We start from the raw sequence: 20,571 nt of genomic DNA, 5'->3' as shown, positions 1-20,571 counted from the left end.
ACTGCCCCGATGCCCGCTCACGCTTCGCCGTTCCCCGCATCGTCGCCCGCGTCAAGCGCCGGTGCCGCGCGCATCGGCACGTCACGCCGTTTCGCGCCGTTCGCGCTGGCCGCGCTCGCCTGCCTCGTGTGCGCGATGTCCGTCGTCGCGCTGTGCGTCGGTGCCTATCGCATTCCGCTCGCGGAAGCCTGGGCCGCGCTGACCGGCGACGCGGCCGCGCAGCAGGCGCGCGCGGTGCTGTTCGACATCCGCGCGCCACGCGTCGCGCTCGCGTTGCTGGTTGGCGGCGGCTTCGGCGCGACCGGCGCCGCGATGCAGGCGCTGTTCCGCAACCCGCTCGCCGATCCGGGGCTCGTCGGCGTGTCGAGCGGCGCCGCGCTCGGCGCGACGACGATGATCGTGATCGGCCCCGCACTCTTTGCCGCGCACGTGAGCGCGGCCGCGCTGCCCATCGCCGCGTTTGCAGGCGCGCTCGCGGTCGCCGCGCTCGTCTACCGGCTCGCCGCGTCGCGCGGCCGGCTCGCGCTGCCGCTGCTGCTGCTCGCCGGCATCGCGATCAACGCGCTGGTCGGCGCGGCGATCGGGCTCCTCACGTTCGTCGCCGACGACGCGCAATTGCGCTCGCTGACCTTCTGGAGCCTCGGCAGCCTCGGCGGCGCGCAATGGTCCGCGCTGGCGGCCGTCGCGCCGTGCGTTGCGATCGGCGGTGTAATGCTCGCGCGTGAACGTGACGCGCTGAACGCGTTGCAGCTCGGCGAAACCGAGGCGCTGCACCTCGGCGTGCCCGTGCAGCGGCTGAAGCGACGCGTGCTCGTCGCGGTCGCGCTCGCGGTCGGCGCGCTGGTATCGTGCGCGGGCATCATCGGCTTCATCGGGCTCGTCGCGCCGCATTGCGTGCGGCTCGCGTGCGGCCCCGACCAGCGCGTCGTGCTGCCGGGCGCCGCGCTGCTCGGCGCGCTGCTGACGCTCGCCGCCGATCTCGCCGCGCGCACCGTTGCCGCGCCCGCCGAAATTCCGCTCGGCGTGCTGACCGCGCTGCTCGGCGCACCGTTCTTTCTCGGGTTGCTGTGGAAGAGCCGCGGCGCGCTCGGCGGCTAACCCTTCTTTCACGACGATCATGCTGACCGCCCATCACCTCGACGTCGCCCGTCGACACAACGCGATCCTGCGCGACCTGTCGCTGTCGATCGAACCCGGCCGCGTGACTGCACTGCTCGGCCGCAACGGCGCGGGCAAGAGCACGCTGCTGAAGACCTTCGCCGGCGAACTCACCGGCGGCGCCGCGCCGAACGGCGTGCGCGTGACCGGCGACATCACGCTGAACGGCGAACCGCTCGCACGCATCGACGCACCGCGGCTCGCGTGCCTGCGCGCGGTGCTGCCGCAGGCCGCGCAGCCGGCGTTCCCGTTCAGCGTCGACGAAATCGTGCTGCTCGGCCGCTATCCGCATGCGCGCCGCAGCGGTGCGACGTCGCATCGCGATCGCGACATCGCGTGGTGCGCGCTCGAACGCGCGGGCGCCGAGGCGCTCGTCGGCCGCGACGTCACGACGCTGTCGGGCGGCGAACTCGCGCGCGTGCAGTTCGCCCGCGTGCTCGCGCAGCTGTGGCCGGATGACGATGCGATGGAAAGCGGCCCGCGCTACCTGCTGCTTGACGAGCCGACCGCCGCACTCGATCTGTCGCATCAGCACCGCCTGCTCGAAACCGTACGCGCCGTGGCACGCGAATGGCAGCTCGGCGTGCTCGCGATCGTGCACGATCCGAACCTCGCCGCGCGGCATGCGGATACGATCGCGATGCTCGCCGACGGCACGATCGTCGCGCACGGCACGCCGCGCGACGTGATGACGCCGGCGCATATCGCGCGGTGCTACGGATTCGCGGTGAAGATGGTGGAAACCGGCGACGGTACGCCGCCGGTGATGGTGCCGGCGTAGCGCGTGTGGCGTGCGCATTGCGCCGCGCGATGTCATCGCATGATCGATAGCAACGACTTTTACGACGCGTCATTCGCGCTTCGCGCATTCCCTTCAAGGAGACCCACGTGCCACTTCCGATGACCCGCATCATCCTGTATGTCCAGGACGTCGCAACACTGAAGACGTTCTACCAACGGTATTTCGATTTACCCGTCATCGAGGAAATCGAACACGAGTGGGTCGTGCTCGGCGCAGGCGCCATCGAGCTTGCGCTGCATCTCGCCGGCCCGGCGTTCCGCCACGCGGTGGCGGCTCACACGGAAGCGCGCGCGGAAACCAGCCACGTGAAGTTCGTGTTCTCGATCGGCCAGGACATCGCCGCACATCGCAATCGACTGGCCGGCAGCGGCGTGACGGTGCGCGATCTCAAGCGCTACGACGGGTTCGCGTACACGATGTACGACGGCATCGATCCGGAAGGCAATGTCTTCCAGGTGATGCAGGCCGACTGACGTTCCGTTCGGCCGAGGCGTTCACTCAAACGCCCCGGCCGGCATCGCCGTCGCCCAGCGCCGCGCGAACGGCGCGCCGCCCCGCTCAATGCTCGAGATCCGCCGCGCCGAAGGTCCGCATCTTCCAGCCGAGCCGCACGGCGAGCATCCGCATCGAGAAGCCGGCCGCCAGCGCGACGACCGTCGCGAAGCCCGCATCGACGCCGAGATGCTGCATCCCGACATAGAGCCCGCCCGTGACGAATGCGACGCTCGCATACAGTTCCTCGCGCAGGATCAGCGGCATCTCGTTGCACAGCAGGTCGCGCAGCATCCCGCCGCAGACGCCCGTGATCGCGCCGGCCAGCACGACGATGATCGGCGCGGTGCCGGTCGACGCGCCGACGTCGCAGCCGATGATCGTGAACGCCGCGAGGCCGATCGCATCGACGGTGACGAACAGCGTCTTCATTCGCGTGACATGCCGTGCGGCCCATGACGCGACGGTTGCCGCGACCAGCGTGATCACCAGGTACTCGGGATGCGCGATCCAGCCGAGCGGATAGTGGCCAAGCAGCACGTCGCGCACGGTGCCGCCGCCGAGCGCCGTCACCGCGCCGACGAGCGCGAGGCCGAAACGGTCCATCCCGCGGCGCATGCCCATCAGCGCCCCCGACATCGCTTCCGCGACGATTGCAATCAGATAAAGCGTATGCATGGTGCGCGTCAGTCATCCGTGCGGAACAGATCGAGCACGCGCTCGCGCTCGGCCGCATCGACCGCGGCAGGTGTCGATTCGATGGGCTTGCCGTTGTCGCCCCGCACGTCGGACGCACCAGCCACCGCCGCCGCTGCCGCCCCGCCGCACGCAAAGCGGCTGCGGATGTACGACGGCACGTCGGCGGTGCACGTGCCGCGCGTGTATTCGGCGTAGACGAAGTCGCCGTCGACGAGCGCGACGTCCTGCGGCGGCGTCGCCTCGACCGGCGTACGCCCGTCGACGGCCGTCTTCATGTAGTCGAGCCAGACCGGCAGCGCAAGCGTCGCGCCGGTCGCACGCCCCATCGGGCGCGGCGTGTCGTAGCCGAGCCACGCGACCGCGACGACGCCCGACGAGTAGCCGGCGAACCACACATCCTTCGACCCGTTCGACGTGCCCGTCTTGCCGGCCGCGTCGTCGCGGCGCAGCGCGAGCGCGCCGCGCGCGGTGCCGGACTTCACGACGTCGCGCAGCATGCTGTCCATCACGAATGCATTGCGCGCCGACACGACGCGCTCGCCCGCCGGCACCGTCGCCTCGTACATCGCGCCGCCGTGACGCTGCTTCACCGACAGGATCAGGCGCGGCTCCATCCGCGTGCCCCCGTTCGCGAACACGCTGTACGCGCTCGCCAGTTCGAGCGGCGTCACGGCGCCCGCACCGAGCGCGAGCGGCAGCGACGCCGGATTGCGCTGCGCGTCGAAGCCGAAGTGCACCGCGTGCTGCTGCACGTAGCGCGCGTCGGTGGCCTGCATCAGGCTGACCGCCACCAGGTTCTTCGAGCGCATGAGCCCGCGCCGCACCGGGATGAAGCCCTCGTAGTTGTTGGCGAAATTGCGCGGGCGCCACGGCCGTGCGCCGGTTTCCTCATGCGTGAGCGTGCGCTGCGTGTCGTCGACGAGCACGCCCGGGAAGTAGCCCTTTTCCAGCGCCGCCGAATAGACGAACGGCTTGAAGCTCGACCCCGGCTGGCGATACGCCTGCAGCGCATGGTCGAACACGTTGCGGTTGAAGTCCGCGCCGCCGACGAGCGCGAGCATGTCGCCCGTTGCCGCGTCGAGCGACACCAGTGCGCCCTCGAGCCCGTTGCGCGCATCGCGTTTCGCGCGCGGCTGGCGGCTCAGCGTGCGGGCGAGCGACGATTCGGCCGCGCGCTGGTCGCGCATCGAGATCGTCGTCGTCACGTCGAGGCCGAGCGTATAGGCATCGTCGTGGAAACGCTCGACCATCATCCGGCGCGCGCGCTCGGCGACGTACGGCGCCGCGATGATCCCCGGCGGCGGCGTGGTGGCCAGCGCGATCGGTGCGTCAACGGCCGCGTGATACGTCGCGTCGTCGAGCTGGCCGAGCGCATGCATGCGGCCGAGCACGTAGTTGCGGCGCGCGGTCGCGCGTGCCGGATTGACGACCGGGTTGAACGCGGACGGTGCCTTCGGCAGCCCCGCGAGCACGGCCGCCTCGCCCGCGCTCAGCGCGTCGAGCGGCTTGCCGAAATAGACGTTCGCGGCCGCCGCGAAACCGTAGGCCCGCTCGCCCAGATAGATCTCGTTCATGTACAGCTCGAGCAGCTTGTCCTTGCTGTATTCGCGTTCGAGCTTGGTCGCCATCAGGATCTCGGCGAGCTTGCGGCTCAGCACCTTGTCGCGCGTCAGGTAGAAGTTGCGCGCGACCTGCATCGTGATCGTGCTGCCGCCCTGCCCCGGCTGCCCCGTCACGACGTTCGCGAACGTCGCGCGCGCGAGGCCGTTGAAATCGACCGCGCCGTGCTGGTAGAACTTCGCGTCCTCGGCCGCGAGCAGCGCCTGCCGCATCAGCGGCGGGATGCGTTCGAGCGGCACGAACTCGCGCCGCTCGACGCCGTATTCGGCCAGCAGGTCGCCGTCGCGCGAGAAGATCCGCAGCGGCAGCGCGGGACGATAGACGGCGAGGTGCTCGACGGACGGCAACTGCGTCCAGATGCGCTGGATCGTCCATGCGCCGATGCCGGCGCAGGCGACCGTCAGGCCGAACAGGGCGCCCGCAAGCGTGCGCCACACGCGGCGGCGGCGTGGCGGTGGCGCCGATGGCGGCGGCGGGGATGCGGTGTGGTCGGTCATGTCGGGCTCCTTCTTCGATGCTGCGACGGGCTGCGTTCGAGAGACGCCGACCGTCACGAAAGGCGCGCATTGTCGAAGGGATGGCGCGAAACCGGAACATTCTTTAGCCAAAGTTTGGCTGGCTAAATTTTATTTAGGAAAGTGCGCCGGGGCCGTTCACGTCGCATCTGCGACCGCGTGACGCACCGATGGACGAACCGTGCTGCGCGCGAGCCGGTTCGGCGGTAGCATCGGGTGATGTTCGATCGATACCTCGGCCTGTGGGGCCTCATTCCCGACGGCGGCCCGATCCTGACCGCGAGCGGCGGCCTGTTGCCGGTCGTCTGGCAATCGCGGCCGGCGATGTTGAAGGTCGCTACGTGCGACGAAGAGCGTCGCGGTAATGCGTTGATGACCTGGTGGAACGGGCAAGGCGCCGCACAGGTGTGGCTGCACGACGGCGATGCGGTCCTGCTCGAACGGGCACAGCCGGAACCGACGCTGGCGGGTTTTTCGGCATCGGGGCATGACGACGATGCGATGCGCATCGCGTGCGATGTCGTCGCGAGGCTGCATGCGTATCGTGCTTCGGAGCCGCCTTCGGTCGTGGCGCTGCATGACTGGTTTCAGGCGCTGCTGTCTGACGCTTCAGCCAATGACGTGCTTCGTTGCTCGGGAACGGTCGCGCGCCAGCTGCTGGACGGGCCGCCCGTCGACGAAGTCGTCCTGCACGGCGACATCCATCACGGCAACATCCTCCATTTCGGCGATCGCGGCTGGCGTGCGATCGATCCGAAAGGGCTGCGCGGCGATCGCGCATTCGACTACGCGAACCTGTTCTGCAATCCTTCGCACGACGTTGCGGTCGATCCGGTGCGGTTCGAGCGGCGCGTTACGCTCGTGGCCGATGCGGCGAAGCTCGACAGGCGCCGGCTGTTGCAGTGGATTCTCGCGTGGTCGGGTCTGTCGGCGGTGTGGCTGATGGAAGATGGCCTGCCGGCTGATACGCGATCGCAGGTCGCGACGCTCGCGGCGGCTGCGCTCGGTCTATAGCAATATGCGTCGGCGGTGGGAACGGATTCATCATGCACAGCCGAAGAATGCGTGAAGATCCGTGTCTTTCAGTCATGAACCGCCGTCCATGATCGATTTGGCAAACGGTTGCTGATGAGCGACCAACGGTCATCTCGGTCGTGGCGCCTTTCCCACTCCGTGGGCCGGCACTTCAGCAAGCCGGAACAGCGATGCGTGCTCGGCACGCAGGCGAATTCGCAGATCAGCCTCTGTTCAAAAACTCCATTGAGGATCTCTGTGTGGGCGGTGGACGCGGACACGTGAGATGGAGGCCTGAGCAGCAGGCTACACCTGCTGCGGCTTCAGTTCCGTCAGAAACGCCTTGAGTGCGCCCGTATTGCCACGGCCTAACGTCTCGCGCGCGTTCGCGTAGCTGTGCTCGGCCCGGATGAAAAATTCCGTTGGGCTCGCGAGCGTCGGAATGCGCCCGAACGCGGCCAGCAGCGCGGTGAGCGCCGACTTTAGGTACGCCTCCAGATTCGCACACAGCAGCGCGATGTTCACCATCCGGCCCGCGCTGTGTACGATATCGCAGCGGGCGCGGTAGATTCGCTGCAGGTGCCAGCGCAGCCCCTGTTCGGCCCGCCCGAGAAATGTGTTCATGTCGCCCGGAGAAGCGAGAAACCCGATGAACTGGTCGAAGCGCATCTGTGTGAGCGGCACGTCCCGCAACCGGTCATTGACTGTCCGGCGGTGCGCCGGTTGTGCGAGGACATCGTAGAGTTGCGCGCAATCCAACTCCTTGAGCGCAATCGGTTGCCCGCTCGGTGTGTCGACGAGTTCCACCGAGTGTTCGAGCAGGACCTCGCGATAGGCTGTCAGATGATTAATTACCGAGACCCCCATCAGGACCGGCGTGACACTGTCTTCGACCGCGTCACCGATCGGTCCCGAGCCGCTCATGCCTTTGGCGAGAAATTCCAGTCCGGTCCACCAGTTTACGAGCTTGTTCTCGAAACTGGTGGTGTCGGCCCCCATGCGGTAGAGCCGGAAGGCTGCAAGCACGCGATCGCGCCCTTCCCGCGAGAAGCGCTCACCGGTGACGAGCCGACCGACGTTCCGGGCGAACGCGTCGAGTTCCTCTGGGCTGACCGACGACTGCGGATTCGGCACCACCTTCGGGATCGGCAGCAGTCGCCAGTCTGGACCTGTCGGCTTCGGTACTGCAAACTGGTCCGAGACCACAATGTTGGCCCTGTCGTATTCGAAACGCACCAAGTCAAGCACCCGGTTGATGCGGTCGTGCACTAGCTGGCCCGCGGTACGCGCGTCAATCGCGTCCGCCCAGCCGTAGGCAAAGAGGCGGTGTCCCTGTTCCTTCATACCGGGGAGTGCGCCCATCTCCTCAGGAGCCTCCGGATTGAACACGATGTCGCCGATCTGCGGCGGAAACGACCTCGTGTCGGTAACTCCGTCGATCGCAAAGCACGCGCGCCAGGCGCGGCTCTCTGATGTGATCAGCTTCTTGAGCAGGTCAAAGCGCTGCGCAAAGACGTATGCCTTCTTCTGCGGCTTGATCGGCACCAGAACCTGACGGTACAGTTGGTAGAGACCTTCAATGCTCTGGCCGCGTGCAATCAGGCAACTGATCAAACTGCCGGTTAGGGACCGGATTTCCTTGAAACGCTCGGGCTCGGGCCGCGCATCCGGGGCAAGCACCGCGTCATGCAGGCCTTGTATCACCTCATCGACATAATAGCGGCGCAGCAGGTCGACGTACTCGCGCAGGTGCGATTCGAGCAAAGCACGTCCTTTCTCGATCGCGCCTTTGTCGAATTTCTCGCCAAATGACTTGCCTAACAGGGTGCGGATTCCAGTGGTCGCCGCATTGAGCGCCTCACGTTTCAATGCCGCTTCACTCTCCAGAATTCCGATCGCCTCACGGGCGACCATCCAGCGGTCCTCGTTGCTGGCGTGGGGCAAAGTGGTCAGCCGCATCAGCTCTTCGAGGATGTTGACCGCATGCATGACACGCACCCGATGCGAGTCCAAGGAATACGCATACGTCATGTTGTACCAGACGCTCGCAAATACGGACTGTTCACGGGTGAGCGGATACTGCGCTAGTCTGGGATCGTGTTTCATTGCTTCTGTTCTTGTGCAGTTTTTTGGCACGCGCTTTCTGCGCACTGTTTTGACGCTCGCCTTTCCTGTCCCCGTTCTGCAGCGACTTTTTGTTGACCGGGGAACTTTGGCCGTCTATAGTACGTCCCACTCTAGCAAGTCCGTCGCGTTTGTTTTTTGACGGCATGGTTATCAAGGGGTCAGGGGTGTAGGTCTGGGCGGTGTCCCGCTACATTTTCTGTTCCCCGACCCATCCCAGGAGCCCGCCACATGGCGGGCTCGTTGCGTTTCCCCCCTTCATCGCATTTCCTACGTACCCGGCACCCGTCGCTGCCACCAGCGTTTTTCGCTGGCCAACAGCCGCCCGTTTCCGCACTGTTGAAAAGTGTCTCCACATCTGAAGTAGCGGTTACTGATGACTCTCGCGTGTATTGTCACTATTGAGCGAGCTACCGGACCGTCGATTTATGCTTCGGAGGAGCCGCATAAGATAGACCGCAATTGCCCGCTTCGGGCCGTCAATCGACCGTCAAAGAAATCCACGGAACCCGAAAAAAAACCCGCCGGCATTCACCGGCGGGCTTTCACATCCAACTGCCTGAACGACGCTTACCGCGCCGGATTCAGCAACAGGTTCATGTGACGGTTCACATCCTTGTACAGCAGATAACGGAACCGCCCAGGCCCACCCGAATAGCACGCCTGAGGGCAGAACGCACGCAACCACATGAAGTCACCGGCCTCGACCTCGACCCAATCCTGGTTCAGTCGATAAACAGCCTTCCCTTCGAGCACATACAACCCGTGCTCCATCACGTGCGTTTCAGCGAACGGAATCACGCCGCCCGGCTCGAACGTCACGATGTTCACGTGCATGTCGTGGCGCATGTCGCTCATGTCGACGAAGCGCGTCGTCACCCATGCACCGTTGGTGCCCGGCATCGGGATCGGCTCGACGTCCTGCTCGTTGGTCACGAAGGCTTCCGGCAGCGGAATGCCGTCGACGGCCTGATAGTGCTTGCGCACCCAGTGGAAACGCACCGCGGCATCGCTGACGTTGTGCAGCGTCCAGTCCGCGCCCGGCGGAATGAACGCGTAGCCGCCCGGCTTCAGCACGTGCTTCGTGCCTTGCAGCGTCAGCTCGGCTTCGCCTTCGACGACGAACAGCACGGCTTCGGCGTTCTTGTCCTGCTCGGGCTTGTCGCTACCGCCGCCCGGGTTCACTTCGACGATGTACTGCGAGAAGGTTTCCGCGAAACCCGACAGCGGGCGGGCGATCACCCACAGGCGCGTGTTCGTCCAGAACGGCAGCCAGCTCGTGACGATGTCGCGCATCACACCCTTCGGGATCACCGCGTACGCCTCGGTGAACATCGCGCGATCGGTCAGCAGATCGGTCTGCGGCGGGTGGCCGCCGTGCGGCGCGTAATACGTTGTCTTAGACATAGTGCATCCAGGCAATGGGTTGGTCCGGCCCCGGGTGCCAACGGCATCGGGCGGCACGTACGCGCGTGGGGCACGCATGCGGCGGCGGGACATCGTTGCCGGGGTGGCTTGAAGGCGCATGCGCCTTCGTTCGGTCGGCCAGGCTTCGCGACGGGTTCGTCCGGTTCATCGGACGGCGTCGGCCCGTGCTTGTGGGGCCGGCGACCGGGCCGTGGCGCTCGCGATCATGCGGCGAGGCGCGGCCAGCGGCACGGTGCAATGCCGTACGCGAGCATCGCCGACGATAGCGAAGTCGTTCGCAATCGACCAATTAAATGTTGCGATGGATTCCATTCGATTTCCCACTACCAGCCGGCAGCCGTGATACGCGGTGACGAAGTGCGAAGCGACGGTCTGGCTATCAGGGAAATCCTGACGGGCAAGGCAACGCGCTCGTTCGCCGGGACGCTGGAGGGGCAAGTGAAAAGCCGCTGCAGTTGCAGCGACACACGCGGTGCGCGATACCTCTGGTTACGCAGACTGGATCGCGCCAACGTGCGCACGGCGGCCAGCCGCACCACGCCAATCATGAGCCGTCGTCTGGCCACACAACGAGGCCAACGGAAATCGAACGGAACGCGAACGATATCGGCACGCCCCGGACGTATTCAGTCACGACAGGCGATGTAGTCGGAAAACGGGGAAATAGAACGAGGAGAGAAACTTGCCGGCCCGTCGATCGGGCATCGGGTCGCGGCTGACGAAGCCGGAAGGAATTCGCCGGTCTGGCCGGCGATGACGGCCCGGCAGGCCGCCGGGCCGAATCTCGCGTCGGGTGCCGACGCCGTCGGCGCGCCGGTGCGCGGTTCACGCACCGGGCTTCGCCAGCGACGATCAGTCCCAGTCGCGGTGATGGTGATGCTTGCGGTGGCGGTAGCCACGATCGCCGCGGCCGCCGTAATCGCGCTCGTACGAGCTGCGCGACATGTTGCCGCCGAGCGCCGCGCCGGCGCCGCCGCCGACCGCCGCACCCAGCAGGCCGCCCGTGCGGCCGCCCATCGCGTTGCCTGCCGCGGTACCTGCGCCGCCGCCGAGGGCGCCGCCGATGATCGCGCCGGTGCGCTCGTGACGGTTCGACGTCACCGCGCCACCCGCGCCGCCGCCGATGGCGCCGCCGATCACCGAGCCCGTGCTGCCACCGAGCGCACCGCCGACCGCTGCGCCGGCTACCCCGCCGAGCGCGCCGCCAAGCGCGTTGTTCATGTCACCTGCCATGGCCGGCAGTGCAGTCGCGCCGGTCAAAGCGGCGACGACGAGAGCGGGGGCGATTTTCTTCCACATTCCCGTATTCTTCCTTGTTCGCAATCTGGTTATTGAAGGTCCGCTCGGTACGACGATCTGAATCGATCGACGTCGTGTCAGGCATTGTGCCGAACCGCGGACCAATTCATTTCATTGAGCTTGCGGCGAAGAATAGCACCGGTCCCACATCCTTGCCGTGGACATTCTGGTAACAAGTTGTTTACGAATAAGCGCGTTCGAACGGCTGCACCCGAACGCCCGCAAACCCGCGCCAGCATTGGCTCCGCCGCCGGTCCGGCCCTGTGGAACGACAGGCCGCCGATGCACGGCGTCGCACGTTTGCGACACACGTGGCAACACATCGGGAACGAATCGTGGGCGGCGCCCGAAAACGGCGTGGGGAAGCAATGAAGAGGGTCAGTACACGCCCGGCAGCAGACGCCAGGTCCGCGCGCAATACGCGTCGTATTCGGCGCCGAATTGCGCACGCAGCAGCGCCTCTTCGGAGCGGATACGCGCGACGAGCGGCACCATCGTCAGCACGACCAGCAGCAAGCCGACACCCGATCGGAATGCGAGCGCCCATCCGACCGAATTGACGACCAGGCCGAGATAGCTCGGATTGCGGATGCGGCGATAGATGCCGTCGGTCACGAGCGTATGGCCCGGCTGGATCGCGACGAGCCCGCTGAAGCGCTTGCCGAGCACGAATACGGGCCAGATGCGCAGCGCACCGCCCACGATGTACAGCACGACGCCGGTCCACCGCACCGCGTCGCCGCCGAAGGTCCAGAAGTCGAGCCGGTCGGTCAGCGCGGGCAGGTATGCGAGCAGGAACCCGCTCACCCCGAACGCCGCGAGCACCCAGCGGTTGTCGCGATTCTCGCGCTCGCCGCTGCTCAGGTTTCCTTCCGTGAACAGCGCGGCGACGGCCATCGCAAGCGTCGCGACGACGATGACGGTCAGCTGTGGATGCGAGAAGAACGCCGCGAATCCGCCGCTGCCGAGCACCGCGAGCCCGAGGTAGACGAGCGTGGAGAGGGCCGACGCGACTGCGATCTTGCGGGTGACTGCCATGGCTGCCTCACCGGAACGCGGAATGCGCTTTCCTGTGAAGTATAGGAAGCGCGCGCACGCCGCGCTGCGCAGCACACCGCCGTCATGCGATACGCAACTCCGCGCGCGTCTCCGGCGCAACGCGTCGGCGCTGACCGACGCGGCCAGCACCTGCGCCCAATGCCCGATCAGCGGATGCGGAAGTTGCCGCCTATGCCGACGCTGACGGGCGGCGCGTAATACGCCGGCGCATAGCCGTAGTAGGCCGGCGCGGGTGCGTAGCCGTACGGCGGCGCGACATAGCAGCCGGACAGGCCGCCGATCAGGGCAAGCGTGATGAGAAGTCTGGTCATGGCTCGATTCCCGGCGCGAAAGACGAATGGCACCTCGCGAAGAGCCTTGCCGCCGTGAAGGGCGGCGGCCGGCACGAAGAGGCGATCCGCCCTTCCTGTCGCTCGGTGAAGCAATGCGCGGAGTCTAGCGCCGGGTGGGCCGGGCCGAGTTTCGCCGGCGGTTACACGTGTTACCTCGCATGACCGCTGAAACAGGCGTTGGCACGACGGCTGGCCGGTGCGTCAAGCCGTGCCGTCGCCGCGTGCAATCGACGCGTTACACGAAACGCGCGCGAATGCGCTGCGCGAGCGCTTCGAGCGTCGCCGCGTCGGCGATCTCGCGTGCATGCATCCGCAGCTCGGCGCCTTCCCAGCGCGGGATCACGTGGAAGTGCACATGCGGCACCGTCTGGCCGGCGGCCGCGCCGTTGAACTGGCCGATGAACACGCCGTCCGGCTCGAGCGCCGCGCGCACCGCCGCCGCCACGCGCTGCGTCATGCGAATGCCGGCCGCGGCGGCATCGCCGGACAACTCGAAGATCTGCGCGGCCGGCTCCTTCGGGATCACGAGCACGTGGCCGTCGGCCTGCGGCATCAGATCCATGATCGCGAGGGTCGCGTCGTCTTCCGCGACTTTCACGCACGGCAGTTCGCCGCGCAGGATCTTGGCGAACGGGTTGTTGTTGTCGTAGGACATGGCGTTTTCCGATGACGGTTGGACTGGGAGAATGGGAAAGGAAAGCGATGCCGGACGATTATCGGCCGACGGCGGGGCCGTTTTCAACTCGTTCACCGTGCGGTGACGGCCGAATCGTCGAGCAGGGCACAGGACGCGTAACGCACGGGCCACCGCCCGGTCGCCATCGCGCGTCAGGCCACCGCGATTGCAACGCATCGCCCGAACCTGAGACACTGCCGCATCGCTGCCTGCCGGCACGCCACCGAGGACGCTCGCGCATGACGATCCCCTTCAAGAAGCTGATCCTGCGCGGCGTCGCGCTCGCTGTCGTCGCAGCGGTCGGCTACACGGGCTACATGTTGTCCCGGCTCGCGCCGATCGCGACCGGCTATGCGGCGAAGGCGCTGTGTTCCGGCGTGTACGTGTCGGGCCGCCCGGCCGCGTCCGTGATCGACGTCGACATCATGGCGGGGGTGCATCCGCTGCTGAAACTGGTACACCCGTCGATCGATCCCGACCATCATCGCGCGACGGCGACCTTCGCCGGCTTCGCCGAACGCGAAGCCGACTTCCGGCCCGGGCTCGGCTGCACGCTCGCGCTTGGGCCGTCGCCCGGCGCGTTGCCGGCCGCGCTGCCGCCGCTCCCCGATCCGCCGTCCACCCGGCCGGCACCGGCCACGCTGCCGGCCGGCATCGACGCGCAGAAGCTGCAGACCGCGCTCGACCGCGCGTTCGACGAACCCGATCCGGCGCGGCCGCGGCGCACGCGCGCGGTCGTCGTGATGTGGCGCGGCCAGGTGATCGCCGAACGCTATGCGCCCGGCTTCACCGCCGACACACCGCTGCCCGGCTGGTCGATGACGAAGACCGTCACGGCCGCGCTGGTCGGCACGCTCGTCGCGCAGCACAAGCTGTCGCCCGATGCGTCGGCGCTGCTCCCCGAATGGCGCGGCAGCGGCGATCCGCGCGCGGCCATCACGCTCGACGCGCTGCTGCGCATGACGAGCGGCCTGCAATTCAACGAGGACTATGACGACCCGCTATCCGACGTCGCCTTGATGCTGTATGCGCAACCCGATACCGCGCGGTTCGCGTCGGCGAAGCCGCTCGCCGCGACACCCGGCACGCGGTGGTCCTACTCGAGCGGCACGAGCGCGATCCTCGCACGCGTGATGCGCGAGGCACTGGGCGGCAACGACGCCGACTACCTCGCGTTACCGCGCCGCGCGCTGTTCGCGCCGCTCGGGATGCGCAGCGCGGTGTTCGAACCCGATGCGTCCGGCACGCTCGTCAGCCCGTCGTACATGTATGCGAGCGCACGCGACTGGGCGCGCTTCGGGCAGTTGCTGCTGCAGGACGGCGTGTGGGACGGGCAGCGGCTGCTGCCGGAAGGCTGGGTACGCTACCTGACGCGCACGACGCCGCAGTCGGAGCAACAGGAATATGGCGCGCAGCTGTGGGTCAAGGTGCCGGAGCCGTTCAACGATCGCGATCCGCATGCGGTCGCGATGCCGGCCGACGCGTTTCATGCGGTCGGCCATGAAGGCCAGTTCGTGAGCGTGGTGCCAAGCCGGCAGCTGGTGGTCGTGCGGCTCGGGCTGTCGCGGCCAGAATCCGCGTGGAATCACGAGGCGTTTCTTGCGCGCGTGCTCGACGCGATACCGGCGCCCGGCGCATGAAAACCGGCCCGCGGGCCCGTGCATATCGGTCGTGACGCGAACGCGGCGACGATGCGATTGCCTCGCCGCCACACCGCACACTACCTGCGACACATCACGGGTTCGCGCTGCCCGCGTATTTCTGGAAGCCTTCGCGCGTCGCGAGCCGTTCGATATAGCGCTTCACCGCCGGGAAATCCGGATGCTCGAACGGCGTGCCGAACCAGCGGTTCACCGACAGGCCGATCGGAATGTCCGCGAGCGTGAAACTGTTGCCGGCCACGTACGCACCGGTCGCTTCGAGCTGCGCGTTCAGCACCTGCATGTGCTTCGTCCAGCCTGCGATCGACTGCGCGATGCCGGCCGGGTCCTGGTGGTCGGGCGACTTCCGCACGAGGCCGAGGAACGCACCCACCCACGAACGGTTCAGGTCCGCACCCTGCCAGTCGATCCATTGATCGACCCGCGCGCGCGCCTGCGGCTCGGCCGGATACAGCGCGTCGCCGCCATAGCGGTTCGCGAGGTAGCGGATGATCGTGTTCGATTCCCAGAGCACGAAATCGTCGTCCTTGATGACGGGCACGAGACCGTTCGGATTCAGCGCGAGATAGGTCGGATCGTTGGTTGTGCGGAAGCCCGCGCCCCAGTCTTCCTGTTCGAACGGCAGGTTCAGCTCGGTGCACAGCCACAGCACCTTGCGGACGTTGATGGACGGGATCTTGCCGAGGATGTGCAGCATGCAGTCTCCTTGTGAGGTCGGATGCGGAGCATTCGGGACGCACGACACGCGCCGAACGCGTTCACGCCGAGTTTATACGCGACCTCGGGGCAAACGACAGGCCGCACGCGGAAAATCCGCATGCGGACGATTCGTCAGGTCACGCAGCGCATGCTCGGCCGTCGGGAACCGGAACATGAATCCGTCCTGATGCAGCCGCGCCGGCATCACGCGCTGGCCGTCCAGCAGCAGCTCGGCCATCTCGCCCATCGCAACGCGCAGCGGCGCGGCCGGCACGTGCAGCCAGGCCGGGCGGCGCAGCACCTTCGACACGACCTGCACGAACTCGCGCTGGGTCAGCGGCGCGGGTGCGACCGCGTTGTAGACGCCGTGCATGCCCGGGTTCGCCATCGCACGCGCGATGATCCGCAGCACGTCGTCCCGGTGGATCCAGCTCATCACCTGCGCGCCGTCGCCGAAGCGCCCGCCCATCCCGAAGTAGTGCGGCAGCAGCATCGGGCGCAGCGCACCGCCGGGGCCGAACACGACGCCCAGCCGCAGCACGACCGAGCGAACGCCATGACGCTCGAGCGGTTGTGCCGACTGCTCCCACTGCCGGCACAGCGCCGACATGAAGCCGGTGCCGGCGCTGCTGCTTTCATCGAGCCGCTCGTCCGAAGGACGCACGCCGTAGTAACCGATCGCCGATGCCTGGATCCACGTGCGCGGCTTGACCTCGGCGGTCTCGACCCAGCGCATCAGCGATTCCGTCACGCCGACGCGGCTGGCGAGCAGCACCGCCTGCCGGCGCTTGCTCCAGCGTGCGCCGAGCACCGGCGCCCCCGCGAGATTGATGACCGTGTCGAAACGCTCGTGCGGCCGCAGCTGTTCGACGGACGTGACGCTGCGCACGCGGCCGTGAAACTGGTAGGCCGCGCGCAGCGGATCGCGTGCCAGCAACGTGACCGTATTCCCCGCATCGAGCAACTGGTTCACGAGGGTTTCGCCGATGAAGCCGGTCCCGCCGGTGACGAGCACGTTCCCCGGCAGTTGCCCCGCGAACGGATTGACGACCGGCTCGCGTCGCGCGATCCGGCAGGCCGCAATTCCGTCGCGGATCCCCGATACCGTTACACCGACGGCAAAGAGGCTCAGCAACCAGCCGCGCCAGCCGAGGTCGATCGCCTGCAGCGCGGTCGGCTCGTGCGCCCACGCGGCCAGCTGCATCGCGATCATCCCGAACAGTGCGCCGCCGTTGACGGCCAGCAGCGTGTGCAGCACGCGCTCGGTCGCGGGCAGCTTGCGGCTCTGGTCCTCGACGACGAAATCCCACAACGTCAGCACCACCTCGACCACCACCACCGCCGCAAGAGCCGCGACCCACGCGCCGTGAAAGGCGACGTTCGCGATCGATGCGAACACGAGACCGTAAAGCACGGAGCGCACTGCGTGAATTCCCAGCTCGAGCCGCGCGCGCGGGCTGTGCGGGAGATCCTGCGTGAGTTCATGGTGATAGAGCGTGTCGAATGCGCCCATCGCGCCCTGCACGATCAGCAGGTTGAGCGCCCAGTCGTAAGCAGCCAGGGTGTTCATACCGCGTCCCTCCTCCAAAGCCAGACAAGCGGCGGCACCATCGCGACGAGTGCCGCCGCGTCGATCGCCACGTGGCCCGATACCCGGGCCTGCAATGAAAACAGCATGTCCTGCGGCGCCCAGATCAGCAGGCCGGCCAGCAGCCATCCCCACACTTCCCGTTTCTGCAACCTGTTGCCGAGGTGCACGAGCGCCAGCATCCAGACCGACGCGCATTGCACCGTCGCGCCCATCAGCGACATCCACCAGATCTGCTGCGCACGCGCCGGGTGCGGCGCCGTTCCCGTCCAGAAATGCAGCTCGATGGCGCGGTGATACGCGTCGAGCCACGGCGCGCTTGCAACCCAAGGAACGGCAACGCCGACGAGCAGGTGCGCAAGCGCCGCGCAGTACATCCAGGTCACCACGAGGCGGCGCGCCGCGCCGCCCGCCGGACGATCCGCCGTGGGTGCGGCAGTAAGGTCGCGACCGCTACCGCACGCCGCTCCGTCGCACGGCGCTTCGGCGCGATAGCCGAGCCAGCGCGATACCACATGCCGGTTGCGCGCAAAGCGGCGATATAGCAGCGCCAACGCACCGCGCACGGCCGGCACGCGCAGCAGCCGGACGACCCAGCGGCGGCCGGTCAGCGCCTGGGCGGCCAGGATGCTGTCCACGCCGGTCAGCATGCGTCCGTCGGGCAAACGCGCGTGCAATTCGCGGTTCAGCGCGGGCAGGTCGACGCCCAGCGGCGCGGGATCGAAACCCGGCTCGGCGATATCGACGAAGGCCAGCCGGCGTCGCGCGTCGCGGGCCTCGAGACGCTTGATCTCCGCCACGCATAACGGACATCGTCCGTCGAAGTACAGCACCAGTTCACTTGATTCCATGATTCGCATTCCTTCTTATTACCCGTCGCGTGCTTCACGAATCGATCGACTGCTCTCCGCTGTGCCACAACGCCGCTACTGTGCAGCGGCGGCAGCGCACTTACATCGGCTTGAGCACCATCAGGAAGTAGACGGTCAGCATCGCGAAGAACGCCGGATAGCCGAGCAGCTCCCAGCGCTTCGCGTAAAGCCAGTACCGTTCCGGCAGCGCGGCATCGCCATTCGCATGCGCGAGCTTCGCCATCGCGGCCAGCTCGACCTGCAGCCATACGACCGGCAGCCAGCACGCGCCGGCGATCGCATACAGCACGATCGACGCGACGAGCCACGGCGTATCCCACGGCCAGCCGGCCGTGTGCGCGAGCCACAGCCCCGATGCCGGCTGGAAGATCACGGCCGGCGTCGTGAACCACCAGTCCGCGCGCACCACGAGGCGCGACACGGCCGCGATCGCGGGCACCGAGCGTGTGCGGTTCGCGAAGAACAGGTAGAACGCGGTGCCGAACCCGGTGCCGACCAGCAGCACCGAAGACAGGATGTGAAGCGCCTTGATGACGAGATAGGTATTCATGCGTGTTCTTCTTCTGAAAAAAGGATCAACAGGATCGCGAGAATCGGTACGTTCTTGAGCACGGGGCCGAACGGTTCGGCGAGCAGGGCCGGCATCGTGACCGCGATGACGGCCGAATACGCGACGATCAGCGCGGCTTGCGCGGCCCACAGGCGGCGCGACGGCGCGACGACGGTTGCGACGCCAAACGCGAAGTCCAGCGCACTGGCCGCATAGAGCGCGATCAGCGCAGGCAGCCCCGTCAGGTGCGCGGGTGCAAGCAGCGCGAGGCTCGCGTGCAGCGGATGGATGAAGGCGCTGGCGATGGCCGTCCAGATCCACACGATCGCCAGCGCGCCACGCAACAGCGGGCGACGCCACATCGCGAGCGCGTCGCGACGCAGCGCCGCGGCGTCCGCGCCGATGAAACCGTCGATCCCGCGCGGCGGCCGGCCGAGCATCGCCGTGGCGGCAGCCGGATCGCCGGTGTTCCCGCCACGCAGCATCGTCCACGTATCGCGCGTGAACATCGCGCCCGGCAGCGTGCCGAGGAGCACGGCCGCCACACCGGCCAGCGGGCCCGGCAATCCGATGCGAACGGCCGACGCAAACCCCAGCGCGGCGCGGTAGCGGGCCAGCATCTCGCGGTATTCGACTTCGTCGGTGCCGACCACGTCGATCACCGGGTGGCCGGCCGCCGGCGCATCGACGCACCGCGCGACGACTTCGGCGAGATCGTCGACGTGCACGGGGCGCAGCCGCTGATGGCCGCCCGCCGGCAGCACCTGCACCGGCAGGCTCGCGAGCATCCGGAAAAACCGCGCCGACGCGCCGTCCGTGCCGTAGACGAGCGCAGGGCGCACGATCCGGAAGTCGATCGGCAGCGTCTGCAGGAAGCGGTCGGCCGCGACCTTGCTCGCGAAGTAGCGCGTATCGCCACGCTCGACGCCGAGCGCCGAGATCTGGATCACGCGCCGCACGCCGGCGCGGCAGCACGCGGTGAAGAGCGCGCACGGCGCGGCGCGATGCACGGCGTCGAGCGTCGCGCCGCGCTGATCGGCAAGAATGCCGACCGCATTGATCACTACGTCGACGCCTTCCAGCCGCGCGAGCCATGCGTCCGGGTCGATGTCCTTCACGAAGTCGATCGCGACGTCGGACGAGCCGGCCACCTGACGCACGCCGCGCAGCACGCGATGGCCGCCGGCTTCGAGCTGCGCGCACAATGCCCGCCCGATGAAGCCGTTCGCCCCGCACACGAGCACGGTCATGCTGCGCCCCCCGGTGCGGCCAGGCGGGCAGGTCGACGGCAAGACGGTGTTCATTTTCATCCTCTATTTACAGTTATTTCTGTACAGACAGAAATAACGACCCCAAAAAAAGCGGGCTGGCTGCCCGCACCGCGTGTCCTGCTTACTTCGACGGCTTGCGCCTGACCGTCTGACTGATCTTCGCGCCGATGCCGAGCGCCTTCATCAGCGTATCGGGCTTGAGCCGCAGCATCTCGTCCGACCAGGTCGTGAGCGTCTCGACGAACTGCAGCGTGTCGCGGATGCGTTGCTCGGTCTCGCGGCTCTCGTTCGCGATCTCGGGATTCGTCAGGCAGTCGCGCAGCACCGTGAGCGTCGGCTCGATCTCGCGCTGCCGCCGTCCTTCGACGATCAGCTTGAACAGCTCCCAGATGTCGGTCGACGTCTCGAAGTGGTCGCGGCGGTCGCCCAGCACGTGCACGACTTTCGCCAGCCGCCACGCCTGAAGCTCCTTCAGGCTCGTGCTGACGTTGGAGCGCGCCACGTTGAGCGTCTCGGCGATCTCGTCGGCCGCGATCGGCCGGCCGGCCAGATAGAGCAGCGCGTGGATCTGCGAGACGGTGCGGTTGACGCCCCACCGCGAGCCCATTTCGCCCCAGTGGAGAATGAATCGTTCGGCAATCGGTGTGAGTTCCATGACGTGAAATTTAGGCATTTCAGTTATTTCTGTCAAGAGAGAAATAACTGGACGACC

Annotated in this window: 19 protein-coding genes; 5 read left to right on the top strand and 14 right to left on the bottom strand. The window is 67.2% G+C overall.

Annotated features, from left to right (window positions below):
* Positions 1–9: 9 nt before the first annotated feature.
* From CFB47_RS19315 to CFB47_RS19305, 3 genes are all read left to right on the top strand, one after another.
* Positions 10–1,098, top strand: a complete 1,089-nt coding sequence (locus CFB47_RS19315) for an iron ABC transporter permease (protein ID WP_089461968.1) — start codon at positions 10–12, stop codon at positions 1,096–1,098.
* 19 nt (positions 1,099–1,117) lie between these two features.
* The gene (locus CFB47_RS19310; RefSeq protein WP_089461967.1) at positions 1,118–1,939 is read left to right on the top strand and encodes a heme ABC transporter ATP-binding protein; all 822 of its coding nucleotides are present in this window, start codon (positions 1,118–1,120) and stop codon (positions 1,937–1,939) included.
* 107 nt (positions 1,940–2,046) lie between these two features.
* Positions 2,047–2,433 (top strand): VOC family protein, encoded by a 387-nt coding sequence (locus CFB47_RS19305; protein WP_089459125.1) that lies wholly within the window; start codon positions 2,047–2,049, stop codon positions 2,431–2,433.
* An 85-nt stretch (positions 2,434–2,518) separates the two neighbouring features.
* On the opposite strand, the gene CFB47_RS19300 is transcribed toward CFB47_RS19305, so the two are convergent.
* Together CFB47_RS19300 and CFB47_RS19295 are read right to left on the bottom strand one after the other, a co-directional pair.
* Positions 2,519–3,130 (bottom strand): trimeric intracellular cation channel family protein, encoded by a 612-nt coding sequence (locus tag CFB47_RS19300; protein WP_089441489.1) that lies wholly within the window; start codon positions 3,128–3,130, stop codon positions 2,519–2,521.
* 8 nt (positions 3,131–3,138) lie between these two features.
* On the bottom strand, positions 3,139–5,268 hold the full coding sequence (locus CFB47_RS19295) for a penicillin-binding protein 1A (protein ID WP_089461966.1): 2,130 nt from the start codon (positions 5,266–5,268) through the stop codon (positions 3,139–3,141).
* 237 nt (positions 5,269–5,505) lie between these two features.
* Between CFB47_RS19295 and CFB47_RS19290 the strand changes: the two genes are divergently transcribed.
* On the top strand, positions 5,506–6,300 hold the full coding sequence (locus tag CFB47_RS19290) for an aminoglycoside phosphotransferase family protein (protein WP_089461965.1): 795 nt from the start codon (positions 5,506–5,508) through the stop codon (positions 6,298–6,300).
* A 306-nt stretch (positions 6,301–6,606) separates the two neighbouring features.
* Here the strand turns inward: CFB47_RS19290 and CFB47_RS19285 are convergent, their stop codons facing one another.
* The 6 genes from CFB47_RS19285 to CFB47_RS19265 all read right to left on the bottom strand — a co-directional run bounded on the left by CFB47_RS19285 (position 6,607) and on the right by CFB47_RS19265 (position 13,197).
* Positions 6,607–8,406, bottom strand: a complete 1,800-nt coding sequence (locus tag CFB47_RS19285) for a hypothetical protein (protein WP_143330845.1) — start codon at positions 8,404–8,406, stop codon at positions 6,607–6,609.
* A gap of 588 nt (positions 8,407–8,994) precedes the next feature.
* Positions 8,995–9,831 (bottom strand): bifunctional allantoicase/(S)-ureidoglycine aminohydrolase, encoded by an 837-nt coding sequence (locus CFB47_RS19280; protein ID WP_039349877.1) that lies wholly within the window; start codon positions 9,829–9,831, stop codon positions 8,995–8,997.
* Positions 9,832–10,704: 873 nt separating this feature from the next.
* The gene (locus CFB47_RS19275; protein WP_039349867.1) at positions 10,705–11,151 is read right to left on the bottom strand and encodes a hypothetical protein; all 447 of its coding nucleotides are present in this window, start codon (positions 11,149–11,151) and stop codon (positions 10,705–10,707) included.
* A 378-nt stretch (positions 11,152–11,529) separates the two neighbouring features.
* Entirely contained in the window at positions 11,530–12,189 is a 660-nt protein-coding gene (locus CFB47_RS19270) for an isoprenylcysteine carboxylmethyltransferase family protein (protein WP_089461963.1), read from the bottom strand.
* 167 nt (positions 12,190–12,356) lie between these two features.
* The gene (locus CFB47_RS41230) at positions 12,357–12,521 is read right to left on the bottom strand and encodes a hypothetical protein (RefSeq protein WP_011353821.1); all 165 of its coding nucleotides are present in this window, start codon (positions 12,519–12,521) and stop codon (positions 12,357–12,359) included.
* A 256-nt stretch (positions 12,522–12,777) separates the two neighbouring features.
* Entirely contained in the window at positions 12,778–13,197 is a 420-nt protein-coding gene (locus CFB47_RS19265; RefSeq protein ID WP_043181059.1) for an HIT family protein, read from the bottom strand.
* Positions 13,198–13,457: 260 nt separating this feature from the next.
* On the opposite strand from CFB47_RS19265, the gene CFB47_RS19260 reads away from it, so the two are divergent.
* Complete coding sequence (locus CFB47_RS19260) at positions 13,458–14,858, top strand: serine hydrolase (RefSeq protein WP_089461962.1); 1,401 nt, start codon at positions 13,458–13,460, stop codon at positions 14,856–14,858.
* A 94-nt stretch (positions 14,859–14,952) separates the two neighbouring features.
* Here CFB47_RS19260 and CFB47_RS19255 read toward each other — a convergent pair whose 3' ends face one another.
* The 6 genes from CFB47_RS19255 to CFB47_RS19230 form a co-directional block, all read right to left on the bottom strand.
* A complete protein-coding gene (locus tag CFB47_RS19255; protein WP_089461961.1) occupies positions 14,953–15,576 on the bottom strand; it encodes a glutathione S-transferase family protein in 624 nt (207 codons plus the stop codon).
* Positions 15,577–15,648: 72 nt separating this feature from the next.
* Positions 15,649–17,148, bottom strand: coding sequence for a TIGR01777 family oxidoreductase (locus CFB47_RS19250; RefSeq protein WP_089461960.1), 1,500 nt, complete (start codon positions 17,146–17,148; stop codon positions 15,649–15,651).
* Positions 17,145–18,017, bottom strand: a complete 873-nt coding sequence (locus CFB47_RS19245) for a thiol-disulfide oxidoreductase DCC family protein (protein WP_089462035.1) — start codon at positions 18,015–18,017, stop codon at positions 17,145–17,147. Before CFB47_RS19245 ends, CFB47_RS19250 begins: the two co-directional genes overlap by 4 nt.
* Positions 18,018–18,117: 100 nt before the next feature.
* Positions 18,118–18,588, bottom strand: a complete 471-nt coding sequence (locus CFB47_RS19240) for a DUF2269 domain-containing protein (protein ID WP_089461959.1) — start codon at positions 18,586–18,588, stop codon at positions 18,118–18,120.
* The gene (locus CFB47_RS19235) at positions 18,585–19,892 is read right to left on the bottom strand and encodes an SDR family oxidoreductase (protein WP_089462034.1); all 1,308 of its coding nucleotides are present in this window, start codon (positions 19,890–19,892) and stop codon (positions 18,585–18,587) included. The genes CFB47_RS19240 and CFB47_RS19235 overlap by 4 nt, the downstream gene beginning before the upstream one ends.
* Positions 19,893–19,980: 88 nt before the next feature.
* Positions 19,981–20,514 (bottom strand): GbsR/MarR family transcriptional regulator, encoded by a 534-nt coding sequence (locus CFB47_RS19230; RefSeq protein ID WP_011353812.1) that lies wholly within the window; start codon positions 20,512–20,514, stop codon positions 19,981–19,983.
* Positions 20,515–20,571 lie beyond the last annotated feature (57 nt).

Source organism: Burkholderia sp. AU27893 (genome assembly GCF_002223205.1).
In the GTDB taxonomy this organism is placed as follows: Bacteria; Pseudomonadota; Gammaproteobacteria; order Burkholderiales; family Burkholderiaceae; genus Burkholderia.
The sequence above is the reverse complement of the archived record's forward strand: the minus strand, read 5'-3'. Positions and strand labels throughout refer to the sequence as shown.